Here is a 17,682-nt window from a genome sequence, read left to right as displayed (position 1 = left end):
TCGGTCATCGGAAGATCCCCGTGTGACCGAGCGAGTAGCGCCCGGGCTGGGGATAGACGGTCAGGCCGCGCGGGCCGGCACCGACGTCGATCTTGCGGATGAGGTGGCCGCTGACGGTGTCGAAGACATAGACGACCCCGTCGTAGCGTCCCGACAACCACAGGCGCCCGCCATCGGCTGACACCCCGCCCATGTCCGGTGAGCCGCCGCCCGGGATGCGCCAGGTGTCGATCGGGCGGCGAAGGGCGAAGGAGACCACCGTGACCGACCCGGCGGCGCGGTTGGACACATACAGCACCTTCGAGTCCCGGCTGACGTAGAGGCCGCGGGCGCCCGCGCCGGTCCTGATGAAACCGGTGATGCGGAACCTCCGGGCGTCGACCAGCCACACACCGCCCCTGGCCATGTCGGCGACGTAGAAGACGGTGCCGTCGGGGGAGAGCTTGACGTCCTGCGGCATGTTCCCGTACGCCATGCGGCCGTGCCGCAGGGCGCCGTGTCCGACGGTGCCGTGCCCGATCGCGCCGTGTCCGACGGTGCCGTTCTCCCGATGGCGCCGCAGGCCGGACCGCAGGCCGTGGTCCAAGCCGGTTTCCGGGCCGTTTTCCAGGCCGGGTCGCAGGCCGTGCTCCAGGCCGCTGTCTCGTTCGCCCGCGTGCGGAAGGTCACCGCGCCGCGTGGTGCCGTCCGCCAGATCGACGACGGCCCGGAGCTTGCGGGCCTCGACGTCGACGACCACCAGTTGGCCGGAGGACTCGCAGCTGGCCAGCAGGAGGGTCCCGTCGGCGGTGAAGTCCGCGTGGCTGATTCCCCTGCAGGGCACCTGCAGCGAACGCCGAAGCCGCATGGTGCGCGGGTCGCGGAAATCGAGCCGGTTCTCCCGTTCGGCCATCACCAGCGCGGTTCGGCCGTCCAGAGTGAAGTACAGGTCGTACGGGTCCTCGACGTGCACCGGCCTGCCGGCCTTGCCGGTCATGGGGTTGATCGGGGTGAGGGAGTCGCCGTCGTCGTTGCTGACCCAGAGCGTCTTGAGATCCCACGACGGGATCACATGCTGGGGGCGCCGGCCGACCTTGACGGCGCGCAGCACCCGGTAGGTGTGCGGGTCGATCATGGTGACGGTGTCGCTCTCGCCGTTGGGCACGTAGATCCGTTCGGGGAAGCGCGCCACGACGGGGCTGAGCATGCCGGGCCGGTCGTGTGCGTAGAGGTCCACCTTCGCGGTCCCGGAAGCGAGGGCGCCGGGAAGCGTGAAGGCCCTGCGCGGCGCGGCCGCGCCGACGGCCGGCGGGCTCGCCGTACCGGCCGGTGGCGCCTGGCCGTCCGCCACGGCCACCCGGGCGGGTGGGAGCGAGCCCGGCACCGGCCCGCCGCCGCACGCGGACAGGGCGCACGCCGCCAGCCCGATCAGAGGAATGGCCGCGACGTGCCGTTGCCGCTTACCCGTCAGCCGCTGCATGGCCCGCTCCCTCGATCTGCCCCCGGCCGTCCGGCCGATCCCCGAAACGCTAGGAGCAGACGGGTCAGCTAATGCTCAACCCGTGGTTAGGGCGGTGTTCGCCTTTCCCCACGATCCGCGAGCCGTGTGCTTTTTCCGCGCAGGGACCGGCCGGCCTCTCGGGGAAATCAAGAGCTATGTAGTGGTCGGCCCCATAAGGTCGAATTCAGATGATTTGATGCTATTGAGGAAGGCATTCCATTCGGTGAGGGTGAAGTAGAGGACGGGGCCGCAAGGATCTTTGCTGTCGCGGACGGCGTGGGTGGCGTCCCGCTTGTGCTCCGGGCGGTGGAAGGCGTTTGCGAGCTCGGCCACCTCGACGCAGTCGCCGCCGTTGCTGCTGCTGAAGCTCGATTTCCGCCACATGAGATTGCTCGGTTCCATCTCTCCTCCGCCGTTCTTCAGGTGAGCGCCGTTGATCCATGGACGAGGTCCGTCGGCCCGGTCGGAAATATCGGACATGGGCCGTCATTAATGGCCGTACTGTCTTCTCGGTCTCCGGCTGGTCGCCGGTGATGAGGCGGCGAGCAGCCGTGCCTGAATACGCTACCTCGTAATCATTTCAAAGCGGTGAGAAACCTCATTTGATTCATGTTCGGCGTGCTAATCCGCTCATTGACGTCTTGCCGTACGGCCGGCGACTCCCGGCCCGTCCGGCCCGCGTCACCGTGTTCGTCGAGAGCCGTCACCGTGTTCGTCGAGCGCCGCCACCGTCCTCGTGGAACGCGCGTCGGCCCGGCACGCCGAAAGCCGGCCGGACCCTGTCAGGGTCCGGCCGGCTTTCGGTGGAAGGTCGGTCGCCACGCTCGGTGAGGCGGCGGCGTGGGCCTGATCGCGGTCTGACCATGGTCAGACCGCGATCAGGCCGCGGTCAGACGGCGGGTCAGCTGCCGCGCTTGGCCCGAGCGGCGGAGCGGCCACGGATCGCGGCGTCCAGGACGACCTTGCGGATGCGCACGTTCTCCGGAGTGATCTCCACGCACTCGTCCTCGCGGATGAACTCCAGCGCCTGCTCCAGCGAGAGCTGGCGCGGCGGGATCAGGGTCTCCGTCACGTCCGCCGTGGAGGAGCGCATGTTGGTGAGCTTCTTCTCCTTGGTGATGTTCACGTCCATGTCGTCGGAGCGCGAGTTCTCACCGACGATCATGCCCTCGTAGACCTCGGTGGTCGGCGAGACGAACAGGATGCCGCGCTCCTGCAGGTTCGTCATGGCGAAGGCGGTGACCGGGCCGGGACGGTCGGCCACCAGCGAGCCGTTGTTGCGGGTGCGCAGCTCGCCGAACCAGGGCTCGTAGGCCTCGAAGACGTGGTGCACCAGGCCGGTGCCGCGGGTCTCGGTCAGGAACTCGGTCCGGAAGCCGATCAGGCCGCGGGCCGGGACCACGAACTCCATCCGGATCCAGCCGGTGCCGTGGTTGGTCATGTGCTCCATGCGGCCCTTACGGACGGCCAGCAGCTGGGTGACGGCCCCGAGGTATTCCTCCGGACAGTCGACGGTCAGCCGCTCGACCGGCTCGTGCACCTTGCCGTCGATGACCTTGGTGACCACCTGCGGCTTGCCGACGGTCAGCTCGTAGCCCTCGCGGCGCATCTGCTCGACCAGGATGGCCAGCGCCAGCTCGCCACGGCCCTGGACCTCCCAGGCGTCGGGACGGTCGGTCGGCAGCACGCGCAGCGACACGTTGCCGATGAGCTCCTTGTCGAGCCGGTCCTTGACCATACGGGCGGTGACCTTGGAACCCTTGACCTTGCCGACCAGCGGCGAGGTGTTGGTGCCGATGGTCATCGAGATGGCGGGCTCGTCCACCGTGATCAGCGGCAGCGGACGCGGGTCCTCGGGGTCGGCCAGGGTCTCGCCGATCATGATGTCCGGGATGCCGGCGATCGCGATGATGTCGCCGGGGCCCGCCTGCTCGGCGGGCTTGCGCTCCAGCGCCTCGGTCATCAGCAGCTCGGTGATCTTCACCTTCTGGATGCTGCCGTCGGTGCGGCACCAGGCGACCTGCTGGCCCTTCTTGATGGTGCCCTGGTGGACGCGGCACAGCGCGATCCGGCCCAGATAGGAGGAGGCGTCCAGGTTGGTGACGTGCGCCTGCAGCGGGGCGGACGGGTCGTAGGTCGGGGCCGGGATCGTGTCCTTGATGACCTGGAACAGCGGCTCCAGGTCCTCGGAGTCGGGCATCCCGGCGTCGGCCGGACGGTTCAGCGAGGCGCGGCCGGCCTTGGCCGAGGCGTAGACGATCGGGAAGTCGATCTGCTCCTCGGTGGCGTCGAGGTCCATGAAGAGCTCGTAGACCTCGTCCACGACCTCCTTGATCCGGGCGTCGGGACGGTCCACCTTGTTGATGCACAGGATGACCGGCATCTTGGCGGCGAAGGCCTTGCGCAGCACGAACCGGGTCTGCGGCAGCGGGCCCTCGGACGCGTCCACCAGCAGGACGACGCCGTCGACCATCGACAGGCCGCGCTCGACCTCGCCGCCGAAGTCGGCGTGGCCGGGGGTGTCGATGATGTTGAGGGTCATGTCACCGTGCTTGACGGCGGTGTTCTTCGCGAGAATGGTGATGCCCTTCTCGCGCTCGAGGTCGTTGGAGTCCATGACACGGTCGTCCACGTCCTGGTTGGCCCGGAAGGCGCCGGACTGCCAGAGCATGGCATCCACGAGAGTGGTCTTGCCGTGGTCGACGTGCGCGATGATCGCGATGTTCCGCAGGTCGTCGCGGCTGTTCAAAGGCATGATGGAGTCTCACTCTGTGATCGTGGAGGCTGGCCGCGGACGGTGCGGCCCTACCATTTTAGTTGATCCGCACAATCGCTCTCACGTCCCTGCCACATGAAGCACGCCAATTCACCTTCCGGACACCCTTTCGCCGCCCGATCCACGCCCGTTCTCCTGTAGGCGGAACTGGGGGAACCTCCCGGGCCCGGGAGGCGACGGCGACCGTCCTAAGCTCGGCACATGTCTTCAGTCCCATCGTTCGCCGCGATGCTCGTCACCGAGGACGGTGTCCGCATCGACGCCGCGCACACCCCGCCGCGCGAGGCGGGCGACCTGGGCATCGTGCTGGCGCACGGGTTCACCGGATCGTTGCGGGAACGCCCCACGCGGCGGATCACCCAGGTGCTCAGCGGGTTCGGCGGGGTGGTCTCGTTCGACTTCAGGGGGCACGGCCGGTCCGGGGGAGAGTCGACCGTGGGAGATCTGGAGGTCCTCGATCTGGACGCGGCGGTGCGGCACGCGCGGGCGATCGGTTACTCCCGGGTCGCCGTCGTCGGCTTCTCGATGGGCGCGGCGGTCGCCGTACGGCACGCGGGGTGGCGCGGGCGGCGCGAGGACTGGGACGAGGGCGGTCACCGGCGCGGCGAGGTGGACGCGGTGGTCGCGGTCAGCGCGCCCGCGCGGTGGTACTACCGGGGAACCCGGCCGATGCGCCAGGTGCACTGGGCGATCGAGCGGCCGCTGGGACGGTGGGCCGCGCGGGTGGGCAAGAGGACGCGGATCAGGAAGGGCGTGTGGGACCCGGTGCCGCTGGCGCCCCACGAGGCGGCCGCTCGCATCTCGCCGACGCCGTTGCTGGTGGTGCACGGCGACGCGGACGGCTTCTTCCCGCTCGACCACGCCCACCAGATCTACCGGGCCGCCCGCGAACCCAAGGAGCTGTGGATCGAGCCCGGGTACGGCCACGCGGAGTCGGCGGCCACACCGGGGCTGATCCGCCGGATCGGGGAGTGGGTCAGCGCCAACTCCTGACGCCGGGGAGGTGTTTACTCCTTCTGGTGAGGGATGACGAAGGACGTGTCCGGACGAGGAGTAGCACGTATGCGCAGCATCTATGTGGCCGGTCTCGGGCGTGGTGACGGCAGGCAGATCGTCGAGCTCGGCCTGATGGAGCTGCTGACCCGCCACGTCGACCGGGTCGGGGTGTTCCGGCCGATCACCGGGGAGGGGGACGACCGCACGCTGGAGCTGCTCAACGCCCGCTACCGTCCCGCGGCCTCGGCGATCGGCGTCACGGCCGAGGAGGCCGCGGAGATCTACGCGCGGCAGGGCATCGAGGAGCTCGTCGCCCGGCTGGTCGCCCGCTTCCACACCCTGGAGCGGGAGTGCGACGCGCTGCTGGTGCTGGGCAGTTCCTACGACACCGGCGACCTCCCGCGCGAGCTGGCCCTCAACGCCCGCCTGGCCGCCGAGTTCGGCGCCCCGGTGATCGTGGTGGTGGGCGCGCACGGCGAGCAGGCCGCCGAGGTCGCGATGGAGATGCGAACCGGCTACCAGGTCTTCTCCGACCTGGGCAGCACGGTGCTGGCGGTGATCGCCAACCGGGTGCCGAAGGGGACGGTCGTCGAGCCGGAGCTGCCGGTGCCCCGCTACGTCATCCCCGAGCATCCGTCGCTGTCGGCGCCGACCGTCGGCCAGGTGCTGCAGGCCGTGGCCGCCAAGCAGATCCAGGGGGACGAGGACGGCCTGCTCAGAGACGTGCTCGGCTTCGTGTTCGGCGGGGCCACGCTCCCGGTGTTCCTGGAACACCTGGCCGACGGCGCCCTGGTGATCACTCCTGGCGACCGGGCGGACCTGCTGCTCGTCTCGGTGGCGGCCGACACGACCGGTACGGCCAGGCCGTCCGGCGTGGTGCTGACGCTGGGGGAGGAGCCCACGGAGGCCGTCAGGGCCCTCACCGCCCGGCTGGCGCCCGGCATGCCGGTGCTGTCGGCCGCCGCCGACAGCTTCACCGTGGCCACCACGCTGGGCGGGCTGGAAGGACGGCTCACCGCCGACAACCCGCGCAAGATCGACACGGCCCTCGGTCACTTCGCGGCTCACGTGGACACCGCCGACCTGGCCGACCGGATCGAGCTGGCCCGCTCCGACCGGGTCACCCCGATGATGTTCGAGCACACCCTGCTGGAGCGGGCGCGAGCCGACCGCCGGCACATCGTGCTGCCCGAGGGCGAGGAGGACCGGATCCTGCGGGCGGCCGACGTCCTGCTGCGGCGCGGCATCGTGGACCTCACCCTGCTGGGACGGGAGGAGGTGATCCGGCGGCGGATCGGCGACCTGGGCCTCGACCTGTCCGGCGTGACCGTCGTCGACCCGCTGACCTCCCCGCTGCGCGACTCCTTCGCCAGGGAGTACGCCGCGCTCCGGGCGCACCGGGGCATGACCCTCGAACGGGCCCAGGACGTGCTCACCGACGTCAACTTCTTCGGCACGATGATGCTGCACCGGGGCGCCGTGGACGGCATGGTCTCCGGCGCCGCGCACACCACCGCCGCCACGATCCTGCCCGCCTTCCAGATCATCAGGACGGTCCCGGGCACCTCGATCGTCTCCTCGGTGTTCTTCATGTGCCTGGCCGACCGGGTGCTCGTCTACGGCGACTGCGCGATCAACCCCGACCCGGACGCCGAGCAACTCGCCGACATCGCCGTCTCCTCGGCCCGTACGGCACAGCGCTTCGGCGTCGAACCGCGGATCGCGATGCTGTCGTACTCCACCGGCCACTCCGGCAGCGGCGCCGACGTGGACAAGGTCCGCGAGGCCACCGCCCTGGTCATGGAGCGGGCGCCGGACCTGCTGGTGGAGGGGCCCGTCCAGTACGACGCGGCGGTGGACGCCCGGGTCGCCGCGACCAAGCTGCCCGGCTCCCGGGTCGCGGGCCGGGCGACCGTGCTGATCTTCCCGGACCTGAACACCGGCAACAACACCTACAAGGCCGTGCAGCGTTCCGCCGGCGCCGTCGCGGTCGGGCCCGTCCTGCAGGGGCTGCGCAGGCCGGTCAACGACCTGTCGCGGGGCGCGCTGGTCACCGACATCGTGAGCACCGTCGCCATCACCGCCATCCAGGCCCAGGAGACATCGTGAGTCGCGTACTGGTGCTCAACAGCGGATCGTCGTCGGTGAAGTACCGGCTCCTGGCCGGTGACGAGCGGCTGGCGTCCGGGGCGGTCGAGCGGATCGGCGAGGCGGGTTCCCCGGTGGCCGACCACGAGGCGGCCCTGAAGGTCGTCGCGACCGAGCTCGCCGAAAGGGGCTTCGGGCTCGACTCTCCCGAGCTGACCGCGATCGGCCACCGGGTGGTGCACGGCGGCAGGACCTTCACCGAGCCCACGCTGATCACCGAGGAGGTGATCGAGAAGATCGAGGAGCTCGTCCCGCTCGCCCCCCTGCACAATCCGGCCAATCTGGCCGGCATCGAGGTCGCCCGGCGGCTCCGTCCCGACCTGCCGCAGGTCGCGGTCTTCGACACCGCCTTCCACTCGACGATCCCCGCGGCCGCCGCCACCTACGCCATCGACCGCGAGGTCGCCGAGCGGCTGGGCATCCGCCGCTACGGCTTCCACGGCACCTCCCACGCCTACGTCTCCCGCGAGGCGGCCCTGGCCGTGGACCGGCCGCTGGGCAACGTGATCGTGCTGCACCTCGGCAACGGGGCGAGCGCCTCGGCGGTGTCGGCCGGGCGGTGCGTGGAGACCTCCATGGGCATGACCCCGCTGGAGGGCCTCGTGATGGGCACCCGCAGCGGCGACCTCGACCCGGCGGTGGTCCTCTACCTGGGACGGACCGCGGGGATGTCCCTTGAGGAGATCGACACGCTGCTCAACCGGCGCGGTGGCCTGCTCGGCCTGTGCGGTGACAACGACATGCGCGCGGTGCAGGACCGGCTGGCCGCCGGGGACCCGGACGCCGAGCTCGCCTTCGCCGTCTACTGCCACCGGCTTCGCAAGTACGTCGGCGCCTACTACGCCGTGCTCGGCACGGTCGACGTGATCGCGTTCACCGGGGGCGTGGGAGAGAACTCGCCGCTGGTCAGGCAGCGCGCGCTGGCCGGCCTGGAGGCGCTCGGCATCGCCGTGGACCCGGCGCGCAACCAGCGCGGGGACCGGCTGATCTCGGCCGGCGACGCGGCCGTGAAGGTGGCGGTGATCCCCACGGACGAGGAGCTGGAGATCGCCCGGCAAACTCTTGAGGTTATTTCGCGAACCAATCGCGGATAAACGTCGTCTACCTACAGCGGATGGATGAAATCCGCCGGGAGAAGTCCACGGGACACCGATCGCCGCCAGGCGGTGGTCGGTGGGACATACTTCACGTAGTCAGGCGGTGGCCCAGCGTCGCGGGGGCGTGCTGGGCCGTCCATCCACCGTCGTGCTCGTACGGCCGCGGCCCGTACGGCTGCGCGCAGCCGTACGGGCGCGACGGGGACTCTCAGCCCAGGCGGGCGATCGACTTGTACTCCAGGTAGGCCGACAGGCCTTCGGGGCCGAGTTCGCGACCGAGACCGCTGCTCTTGAACCCGCCGAACGGCGAGCTGGGCTCGATCATGAGGAGGTTGACGCCGTAGGTGCCGGTGCGCACCCGGCGGGCGATGTCCATGCCGCGCTCGGCGTCGGCGGTCCACACGGTCCCGGCCAGGCCGTAGTCGTTGTCGTTGGCGATCCGTACCGCGTCGGCCTCGTCCTCGTAGGGGATCACGGCCAGCACCGGGCCGAAGATCTCCTCGCGCGCGATGCGCATCTCGTTGGTCGCGCCGGCGAAGACGGTGGGGGCCACGTACCAGCCCCGGTCGTGGGGGCGGTCCAGGCCGCCGACGACCGGCTTGGCTCCCTCGTCGATACCGATCCTGATGTAGTCGCGGACCCGGTCCTGCTGCCGCTTGGCGACCATCGGGCCGATGCCGGTGGCGGGGTCGGAGGGGTCGCCGACCGGCATGCCCCTGACCATCCCCGCCACCGCGTCCACGACCTCGTCGTAGCGGTTGCGCGAGGCCAGGATGCGGGTCTGGGCGATGCACGCCTGGCCGCTGTTCATCAGCGAGGCGATCGACAGGAAGCCCATCGCGGAGGACAGGTCGCAGTCGTCCAGGATGATCGCGGCCGACTTGCCGCCGAGTTCGAGGGTGCACCGCTTGAGCTGCTCGCCGCAGATCGCGGCGATGCGGCGGCCGGCCGCGGTGGAGCCGGTGAAGGCGACCTTGTCCACGTCGGGATGGGAGACCAGGTGCTCGCCCGCCTCGCGCCCCGCCGCCACGATGTTAACGACGCCGTCGGGGATGCCCGCCTCCTTGACCATGTCGGCCAGGAGGTAGGCGTCGAGCGGCGTCTCGGGCGCGGGTTTGACGACGACCGTGCAGCCCGCGACGAGGGCGGGGGCCAGCTTGATCATGATGACGAACTGGGGGACGTTCCACGGGACGACGGCGGCGACCACACCGACCGGCTCCTTGCGGACGGTCACCGGGCCGAAGGTGCCCGCGCGCTCCTCCTCGACGGGGAACGTCCTGCCGAGCTCGGCGTAGTACTGCAGCATGCCGAGCGGCTGCGGGGCCTGGGCCATCCTGGAGAAGGTGATGGGGCAGCCCATCTCCAGTGTGATGATCTCCGCCATCTCGGACTGGCGGGCCGCGTAGATCTCGGCGAGCCTGTCGACGACGGCGGCGCGCTCGGCCATCGTCATGCGAGGCCAGGGGCCGTGGTCGAACGCCTGGCGCGCGGCGGCCACCGCGCGGTCCATGTCGGCGGGGGTCCCGTCGGGAACGCGGCCGACGACCTCCTCGGTGTGCGGCGAGATGACGTCGATGGTCCCGGTGCCCGCGGGAGCCACCCAGTCGCCCCCGATGAACAGCGTGTCGTGCTGGCGCATGATGTGTCGCCTCCTGGTGGGCGGGCCGGAGTCATGATTTGAACTAGTGCTTGTTTGGATAGTGTCGTCCGCCGTGGTGGGCTTCACAAGGCCCACCGCCGTTGAAACCGAATCATGTTCTGCAGATGATGACAAGGGGTACCATGCGGGAACCGCCCTGCTGGGCATTTGTTTAAAGCACCGCAGACTGGTAGATAGTTCGTCAATGGTGCATGGGTTCCACCGTTCCGGTGGCGAGCATCAAGATCGTCTTCTATAGTTTCGCTCCGTCCACGAGGGGGCTCTGGAGGTGAGCGAAGCGTGAGATCGACTCGTTCGGCCACGCTCGGCGTTCTGCTCGCCGCACTCCTGCTCACTCCCGTCATGGCCGGGGCCGCCACCCAGCGCGCCGCCAAGCCCGATCCCGAGGCCGAGCTGCGCAGGCTCACCCGCGAGGCGAGCCAGCTCAACAAGAACTACCGCGGCCAGGTGCAGAGCCTGGAGGAGACGCGGGTCCAGGCGAGCAATGCCGCCGCCAACGCCAAGAGCCTGAAGAAGGCGCTGGCCACCGCTGAGGTCGACGTCGTCCGCTTCGCCCAGACCAGCTACATGGGCGGCACGTTGGACGGCATCAACCTGCTGAGCTTCGACGGCGACGCCGCCCGCGTCCTCGGCCAGGCCTCCACCCTGTCCTACCTGGCCGGCCAGCGGGCCACCCAGCTCAACCGGATCCAGGAGCTGATCAAGAAGGCCAAGGTCGCCGAGAAGGCCGCCGCGGCGAAGGTCGTCAGCCTCAAGAACGACATCGCCAAGCTCAAGAAGGACCGGGTCCGGATCGAAGGGCTTCTGGCCAAATACGGCTTCCAGACCCCGTCGGGCAGCGACGGCCTGACCGCCCGCACGGTCGCCATGCGCAACCTGGTGTTGCAGACCTTCCCGATGCCCTACGGCTACGGCTGCCTGCGCCCCGGCGACCCCGGTGACCACGGCAGCGGCCGGGCCTGCGACTTCATGATGAGCACCGGCGGCCGGCTCCCGACCGCCGAGGCCAAGGAGCGCGGCGACCGCCTCGCCCAGTGGGCGATCACCAACGGCCCCCGGATCGGGGTCATGTACATCATCTGGCAGCAGCGCTACTACGACGTCCGGACCGGCACCGGCTGGAGGCTGATGTCCGACCGCGGCGGCAACACCGCCAACCACATGGACCACGTCCACATCTCGATGTTCTGAGCAGCAGGGTCGCCGACCTGCGGTGATCTCGTCATTTGGGACCCTCAGGGCACATCCAGGGCACTTGGCGCGCTTCCCGCTTGATGATCTTCGGCCGCCCGGGCAGGTGCTTGACGTCACGAGCGTTGACCGGCCACACCTCGAACCCTTGGGCCTCCAGCAGGTGGAACACCGGCTTCCGGTAATCGGAGGTGGCCTCCATCACCACGTGGGTGACGCCCAGGCGGCGCAGCCGATCGGCCATCGACGGCAGCGACCGTGTCATGGTCGTGTAGGTCCGCGCCTCCTGCAGCCGCCTGCCAGGTTTCTCGTCATCGGGACGCGGGCGCAGCACACCAGGGTGGCCTTGCCGACGTCCAAGGCGGCGACCCTTTCGGTGATCTCTTCGGTGTCGTGGGTCTGGGCGAGCATCGGGCCTCCTTACCGCCGGGGAGCGCCGTCATATGCAGCCGTGGGTCAAAGGTCACGGGACAAGCGCGGGACGATCTTGGAGATGTTTCGCCAGGTCGTCACCGGCAACTCAGCCATTAGCGGTACGAGTCGACGCCTTCCGCCGGCGCGACTCAACCATGAGGTCGCGGCATGAGAGTGCGCGCATCCGCCGTGTTCTCCAGCGTGCCGACCGCAGCAATGCACACGTCATGAGATGGCGGTGAGTGCAGGACATACAGGCCCGTACGACCGAAAACCGCTTGCCTCGCGTGGTGGGCTCAGGGAACGTGGTGTCCATGACGCTCTGACGGACAGCACCCCGCCACTCCGAGATGCCACGGCGCCGACGCGCCCCGCAACGCTGTCAGCCCATACCCCTTTAGCTGTCAGCCCATACCCCTTTATGGGAAGAGAGCCTTTTTGTCTCAGCAACACTCCCGGCAGGAGTCCCCGCTGCCGTCCACCACGGCCATGGGTCCGGCCACCGTCACCGTGTTCGCCTCTCCCGCGAGCTGGATCGAGTCCGACGCCCTCGCGCAGTGCCACCAGGTGGCCGCCCTCGATGGCATGATGCACGTCGCCGCCATGCCAGACCTGCACCCTGGCAAGGGCGCCCCCATCGGCGCCGCCATGGCATCGACCGTGCTGTACCCGTTCCTGGTGGGCTCCGACATCGGTTGCGGCATCGCGGTGTTCCCCATGAAGCTCAAGCGCGCCGTACCCGAGAAGCTCGCCGCCCGCTTCCCCGACCTCGATCGCGCGCTGGATCCCGAGCAGGATGCCGACGACCCGACCTGGGCCGTTGTGAAGGGCGATATCCCCGCCGGTCACGTCGAGGGCCTCGGGACGGTCGGCCGGGGCAATCATTTCGTCGAGTTGGCGCGGATCGGGACCGTCTTCGAGCCGGGCCACGCGAGCCGTCTCGGACTCGCCGACGGCGACCTGGTTCTCATCGTCCACAGCGGTTCCCGGGGGCTGGGCGAACGGATCCTGCGGGCGCATACCGCGGTCCACGGCGCGGGCCCCGCCCCTGATGCCGGCGCCTACCTGGCGATGCATGACGACGCCGTACGCTGGGGATCGCTCAACCGGCGGTTGATGGCCGCCCGGGTCGCCCATGCCCTGGGGGCCGAGCCCGCCGAGCCGCTCGTCGACCAGTGCCACAACCTGGTCGAGGTCCGCGACGGGGTCTACCTGCACCGCAAGGGGGCGGCGCCGGGTGACGGCCGCGACGTGCTCATTGCCGGTACGCGAGGCACTCCCTCCTACCTCGTGGCCGCCCACGCCGGGCCGGACGCCAACCATTCCGTCGCGCACGGCGCGGGCCGCAAGATGTCGCGTGCGGACGCCCTGCGCCGGGGCCGGGCCAAGCACACGGTCGAGGAGCTGCGCCGCACGCCGGTGGGCTCGCTGGTGGTGTGCGGAGACCGCCAGCTGCTCTTCGAGGAGGCGCCGACGGCCTACAAGCGCGTCGAGCAGGTGATCGCCGACCTCGTCGACCATGACCTGGCCACGCCCGTGGCCACCACGGTCCCTCTGGTCACCTACAAGACACCCGATCTCGGATCCGCACCCCAGCGGGACCAGCGCCGCAAGCGAGGCCGGCAGTGAGCGTCCACCTGCTCCTGTCGGCCGGGCGTGGCCCGCAGGAGTGCGCCTGGGCGCTGGCCCGGCTGCTGCGCCGCCTGGAAGCCGATGCCACCCGGCAGAACCTGGAAACCCATCGGGCCCAGACCGTTCCGGGTGACCGGCCCGATACCTATCGATCGGTCCTGATCCAGATATCGGGAGCCGGTGCCGAGGCGTTCGCCGCCTCGTGGACCGGAACCCTGTGCTGGCAGGCCCCCAGCCCATACCGGGCTGGCACAGGCCGGAAGAACTGGTATGTCATCGCCCAACCGTGCCAGGTCGACACCCCGTGCACGACGTTCGCGGAGGCGGACGTCGACATCGTCGCCTGCCGTACCGGCGGCCCCGGCGGTCAACATCGAAACAAGGCCAGTACGGCGGTACGGGCGACCCACCGGCCCTCGGGGATCGTCGTCGTGGTCGACACCGAGCGGCAGTTCAGCCTCAACCGCCGCATCGCCATGCGGCTGCTGCGACAGCGCATCGAGGACGGCGACGAGACGGCAGGGCGTGCCGTCACCACCGCCCGCTGGCGCGTCCACGATGAGCTCGTACGCGGCAACCCCACCCGTATCGAACGTCCGGAAATGCCGAAGCAGGACCTGGCTTCGCGGGAACAGACGCGCCGACGACCGTGACAGTCCACCCGACCATGCCCTACCGCGGAAGGAGAATCGCACCCGACAGTATGAGAATCGCCAGAGCAAAAGCACGTACGGTAAGAACCTGCCGGCACGATCGCGGTACCCCGCGCCGTGAGCAGCCCAAGGAAGCTCACCGAGAGCGGTGATCGTGTCACGGGTGGCTCTCAGGGCACACCCGCCGGCAAAGGGCGCCGCCACTTTCGTCTTTGATTCCTGTGCTGCCGCCGGCCGTCACACGGATCCGGGCGCTGCCGTACCGCGACCTCGCCCGTTGATCCTGGCCTGCGCGCTCAGGCCGCGGTTCGCGCCTCTTACGGAAGCACACGCGGACCGGGCTTCGCGTGGCCGGGGTCACCGCTTCGGCGTGAGACCGACGTCGAACCACACCTTGACCTCGTCGCTGAGTTTGAGCGCGCCGAAGAGCGCCGAGTAGGGCCGGATCCCCCACAGGGACTGCACGATGGCCGCCGAGCCGCGCACGCGGCCCTCGGCCACCAGGCCATGTATCGTGACGGGCCGGGTGACCCCGAGGAGGGTGAGATCGCCCTCGATGAGGAACGACTCCGCGGTCCCGTCGACCCGTGTCGACCGGAACGTGATCGTCGGATGACGCTCGACGTCAAGGATCTTCTTTCGAATGGTCTTCTTGATCTCTTCGCGGTCGGAGTCCCCGAGCGGTTTGACCCCGCCGCTTCCTTCCCGGACTTCGAGCGATCCGGCGTCGACCTCGACGGTCACCGAGGAGCCGGCCGGGTCGGCGACGTCGATCGTGGCGTCGCCCCGCCAGCCGGTGACCTCGATGGTGAGATCATGGCCGGCCTTCGCGCCCAGCCCGGTGCGGGTCGTGTTGACGAGGAGCCGGCCGGACTCGGGCCCCAACGTGTGGCTACCAGCGCTGATACCCATGCCACCAGGCTAGCTCGCACCCGAAGGGCCCGCGGTGGTACGTACCGGTGGCTGACGAATCCATCGAGTCCTCATCCGAGCCGACCCCTTGACGTTCCTCGCCGGGCCACGGCTTCGCCGGCGCTTCTACGAGTTCAGCGTCCGGCATCACAGACGTCGCAATTGACGAACTTCACCTCGTCGCATGACCTATGACACAGCCCGGCGGTCAGGCGTTCCAGCGGAGCAGGCTGGGCCAGGCGAGGGCACTGACGAGGAGGCGGAGGACGGCGCCGGCGACCCAGGGGGCCACGAGACCGTAGGAGTCGGCGATCAGGCCACCGCACAGGGCGCCGAGCGGGATGGTGCCGAAGGTGATCATACGGCCGGCGCCGCTGACCCGGCCGAGGAGCTCGGCGGGGATGAGGCGCTGGCGCGTGGAGGCGGCCATCACGTTCCACAGGGCCACGGCCAGGGAGAAGACGGTGAACAGCGCGACCACGGTGACCGCGTTCCTGCCGACGAGGGCGATGCCCACCCAGCTCAGCGGGATCAACAACTGAACACCGAGAGCGACGGGCCTGCCGCCCAGGCGGGTGACGACGCGCTTGCTGATCAGCCCCCCGACCACGCCGCCGATCGCCATGGCGGCCACCAGCAGACCGTAACCGTCCTCCCCGACGTGCAGCACGTCACGGGCGAACAGCACCAGCGTGGACAGCGCCATGGTCTCGCAGAAGTTGCCGCCCCCTGCGATCAGCGTGAGCGTGCGGGGCAGGCGGTTGCGGACCAGCCAGCGCAGGCCCTCGCCGATCTCGGTGAGCATGGCCCGGCGCGGAGCCGTACGCCCGACGGCGCCGGAAGCCCGAATCCGAGTGATCATCACAAGGGCCAGCAGGAACATGACGGCGTCCAGCCAGAACGGCAGCGGCATCGCCAGCGCGAACAGCGCGGCACCCAGCGGCGGGCCGCCGAACTGGCGGAAGACCGCCTCGGTCGCGATCCTGCGCCCGTTGGCGACCTCCAGTTCCGCCCGGGGCACGACGGAAACGATCAGCGCCTCGCCTGCACCGGTGACCAGCAGCCCCGCCGTACCCACGCCGAAGGCCAGGACATAGAGCATCCAGATCCGGGCGGCGCCGAGGGTGACGAGCAGCGCCAGGACGGCGATCAGGGTCACGTGCACCGCCTGGGCGCCGATCATCAGCCGGCGCCGGTCGAAGCGGTCGACGTAGGCGCCGAACGGCAGGCTCAGCACCAGCCACGGCAGCGTGGCGGCCGCGGCCACGCCCGAGACGAGCGCGGGGTCGTCGGTGGTCGAGGCGGCCAGCAGCGGCATCGCGGCGACGAGGGCGCCGTCGCCGACGGTGGACAGAGCCCCGGCTCCCCACAGATGAAGCCAGTCCCTGCCCAGTCCCGACGTGGGGGAAACGGTGGTGGTCATGTCGGACAGAGTCCGGCGAAGCGGGCGGCCGAAGCTATTGTTTAGCCAGAACTACAGCGTGATCCACAGCGCGGGAGGGCCGGGGATGGCGGTCAGGATCACCCTGTCGCGGGCGGAGGTCGCCCGGGTGCGCTTCGCGATCTCGCCCCTCGCCGAGACGGTTCTCGCCGTCAAGCTGCTGGGCAGGCCCGGCTCCAACGCGGTGCACGACTCCTGGGTACGGCGGGCCAGAGGCGTCGTGGCCGGCGACCCCGACCTGCCGCTGCTGGCCTCCCTGACCGCCTTCGGAATCCCGGCCTTCCTCCTGCCGCCGCCGGACGGACCGGCCCCCGCCTTCGCCGACGAGGTGGAACGGGTGCGGGCCGCGCCCCACGACTTCTTCCTGTCCGAGCTCGCCGAGGCGGCGCGGGAGCAGACCCTTCCCGAGCCACGGGGGCACCGTGGGCTCGGCGAGTCGGGCGAGCCCCGTGAGCTTCTCCGGATTCAGGAGCTCCGCACCGACCCCGCCGCCGCGCTCGACCGGCTGGCGACCACGCTGGAGCGCTGTCACGCGAAGCTGGTCGAACCCCACTGGGGACGGATGCGGGCGATCCTGGAGGCCGACATCGAACACCGGGCGCGGGTCCTGGCCGGGCACGGGGTCGAGGGCCTGTTCGCCGCGCTGCACGAGGACATCACCTGGCGGGAGGGTGACCTGCTGGTGAGCGGGCGGCGCGGGCCGGGCTCCTTCACCGTCCACGTCGGCGGCCACGGCCTGGTGCTGTTCCCCACCATCTTCGGCTGGCCGTACATCAACATCGACCTGGCGCCGCTGGGCGCCGGATCCCTCCGCTATCCGGCACGCGGGCTCGGCACGCTCTGGGAGACCCCGGGACCGGTGCCCGAGGGGCTGGCCGCCGTGCTCGGCCGTACGAAGGCGGCGCTGCTGGAGGCGCTCAGCGAGCCACGCTCCACCAGCGAGCTCGCCGCGCGCCTGAACATCACGGCCAGCGCCGTCTCCCAGCACGTGGGGACATTGCGGGACGCCGGCCTGGTGACGACCCGCCGCAGCGGGCGTACGGCCGTGCACCTGCGCACCGAACGCGGAACGCGACTCACGCAGACCTGAACGTGGAAAAGCGCGCCCGTCCCGCCGGTAGCCGTATCAAATCAGAAAGTAATTGTTGGCCGTATTTTCCCCTCTTACGTCGACTCTAAACTCATTATTTAAGTAAGTGGGCGTGCGGGAATTCGGAGTTTTCGACGCCTATGTGATGGCTTGATTTATTTATTTCTTGCGCGGATCTTGTGGATGTGG

At 69.8% G+C, this 17,682-nt stretch carries 15 protein-coding genes; 7 read left to right on the top strand and 8 right to left on the bottom strand.

The features are described 5' to 3' along the window. Positions 1–4: 4 nt before the first annotated feature. The 3 genes from ACQPYK_RS40640 to typA all read right to left on the bottom strand — a co-directional run bounded on the left by ACQPYK_RS40640 (position 5) and on the right by typA (position 4,235). Positions 5–1,459 (bottom strand): YncE family protein, encoded by a 1,455-nt coding sequence (locus tag ACQPYK_RS40640; RefSeq protein WP_433243884.1) that lies wholly within the window; start codon positions 1,457–1,459, stop codon positions 5–7. 174 nt (positions 1,460–1,633) lie between these two features. Next, entirely contained in the window at positions 1,634–1,960 is a 327-nt protein-coding gene (locus ACQPYK_RS40635) for a DUF397 domain-containing protein (protein ID WP_433243881.1), read from the bottom strand. Positions 1,961–2,381: 421 nt separating this feature from the next. Beyond that, the gene (gene typA, locus ACQPYK_RS40630; protein ID WP_433243878.1) at positions 2,382–4,235 is read right to left on the bottom strand and encodes a translational GTPase TypA; all 1,854 of its coding nucleotides are present in this window, start codon (positions 4,233–4,235) and stop codon (positions 2,382–2,384) included. Between the two features lie 222 nt (positions 4,236–4,457). Between typA and ACQPYK_RS40625 the strand changes: the two genes are divergently transcribed. The 3 genes from ACQPYK_RS40625 (at position 4,458) to ACQPYK_RS40615 (ending at position 8,494) form a co-directional block, all read left to right on the top strand. Continuing rightward, positions 4,458–5,249, top strand: a complete 792-nt coding sequence (locus tag ACQPYK_RS40625) for an alpha/beta hydrolase (protein WP_433243875.1) — start codon at positions 4,458–4,460, stop codon at positions 5,247–5,249. A gap of 69 nt (positions 5,250–5,318) precedes the next feature. Beyond that, positions 5,319–7,361 carry a phosphate acetyltransferase gene (gene pta / locus ACQPYK_RS40620; protein WP_433243872.1) on the top strand — a complete coding sequence of 681 codons (2,043 nt, stop codon included), beginning with the start codon at positions 5,319–5,321 and terminating at the stop codon, positions 7,359–7,361. Beyond that, the gene (locus ACQPYK_RS40615) at positions 7,358–8,494 is read left to right on the top strand and encodes an acetate/propionate family kinase (protein WP_433243869.1); all 1,137 of its coding nucleotides are present in this window, start codon (positions 7,358–7,360) and stop codon (positions 8,492–8,494) included. Before pta ends, ACQPYK_RS40615 begins: the two co-directional genes overlap by 4 nt. A gap of 211 nt (positions 8,495–8,705) precedes the next feature. Here the strand turns inward: ACQPYK_RS40615 and ACQPYK_RS40610 are convergent, their stop codons facing one another. Beyond that, positions 8,706–10,139 carry an aldehyde dehydrogenase gene (locus ACQPYK_RS40610; protein ID WP_433243866.1) on the bottom strand — a complete coding sequence of 478 codons (1,434 nt, stop codon included), beginning with the start codon at positions 10,137–10,139 and terminating at the stop codon, positions 8,706–8,708. 300 nt (positions 10,140–10,439) lie between these two features. On the opposite strand from ACQPYK_RS40610, the gene ACQPYK_RS40605 reads away from it, so the two are divergent. Beyond that, positions 10,440–11,351, top strand: a complete 912-nt coding sequence (locus tag ACQPYK_RS40605; RefSeq protein WP_433243863.1) for a coiled-coil domain-containing protein — start codon at positions 10,440–10,442, stop codon at positions 11,349–11,351. A 31-nt stretch (positions 11,352–11,382) separates the two neighbouring features. Here the strand turns inward: ACQPYK_RS40605 and ACQPYK_RS40600 are convergent, their stop codons facing one another. Both ACQPYK_RS40600 and ACQPYK_RS40595 read right to left on the bottom strand, forming a co-directional pair. Next, positions 11,383–11,616: an IS110 family transposase gene (locus ACQPYK_RS40600; protein WP_433243860.1), complete on the bottom strand. Its 234-nt coding sequence runs from the start codon at positions 11,614–11,616 to the stop codon at positions 11,383–11,385. Continuing rightward, complete coding sequence (locus tag ACQPYK_RS40595) at positions 11,613–11,762, bottom strand: hypothetical protein (RefSeq protein WP_433243857.1); 150 nt, start codon at positions 11,760–11,762, stop codon at positions 11,613–11,615. The genes ACQPYK_RS40600 and ACQPYK_RS40595 overlap by 4 nt, the downstream gene beginning before the upstream one ends. Before the next feature lie 441 nt (positions 11,763–12,203). Between ACQPYK_RS40595 and ACQPYK_RS40590 the strand changes: the two genes are divergently transcribed. Then, positions 12,204–13,394, top strand: coding sequence for an RNA ligase RtcB family protein (locus tag ACQPYK_RS40590; protein WP_433243854.1), 1,191 nt, complete (start codon positions 12,204–12,206; stop codon positions 13,392–13,394). After that, positions 13,391–14,050 carry a peptide chain release factor H gene (prfH, locus tag ACQPYK_RS40585; RefSeq protein WP_433243851.1) on the top strand — a complete coding sequence of 220 codons (660 nt, stop codon included), beginning with the start codon at positions 13,391–13,393 and terminating at the stop codon, positions 14,048–14,050. Before ACQPYK_RS40590 ends, prfH begins: the two co-directional genes overlap by 4 nt. A gap of 357 nt (positions 14,051–14,407) precedes the next feature. On the opposite strand, the gene ACQPYK_RS40580 is transcribed toward prfH, so the two are convergent. After that, on the bottom strand, positions 14,408–14,962 hold the full coding sequence (locus tag ACQPYK_RS40580) for a YceI family protein (protein ID WP_433243848.1): 555 nt from the start codon (positions 14,960–14,962) through the stop codon (positions 14,408–14,410). Positions 14,963–15,170: 208 nt separating this feature from the next. Further along, positions 15,171–16,385, bottom strand: coding sequence for an MFS transporter (locus ACQPYK_RS40575; RefSeq protein WP_433243845.1), 1,215 nt, complete (start codon positions 16,383–16,385; stop codon positions 15,171–15,173). Positions 16,386–16,470: 85 nt separating this feature from the next. Here ACQPYK_RS40575 and ACQPYK_RS40570 point away from each other — a divergent pair, with 85 nt between their 5' ends. After that, positions 16,471–17,493: a DUF5937 family protein gene (locus tag ACQPYK_RS40570; protein ID WP_433243842.1), complete on the top strand. Its 1,023-nt coding sequence runs from the start codon at positions 16,471–16,473 to the stop codon at positions 17,491–17,493. The last annotated feature ends 189 nt before the right edge of the window (positions 17,494–17,682 follow it).

This window comes from Streptosporangium sp. CA-135522, assembly GCF_050949235.1.
Classification (GTDB): domain Bacteria; phylum Actinomycetota; class Actinomycetes; order Streptosporangiales; family Streptosporangiaceae; genus Streptosporangium.
This window is presented reverse-complemented; position numbering and strand designations above follow the sequence as displayed.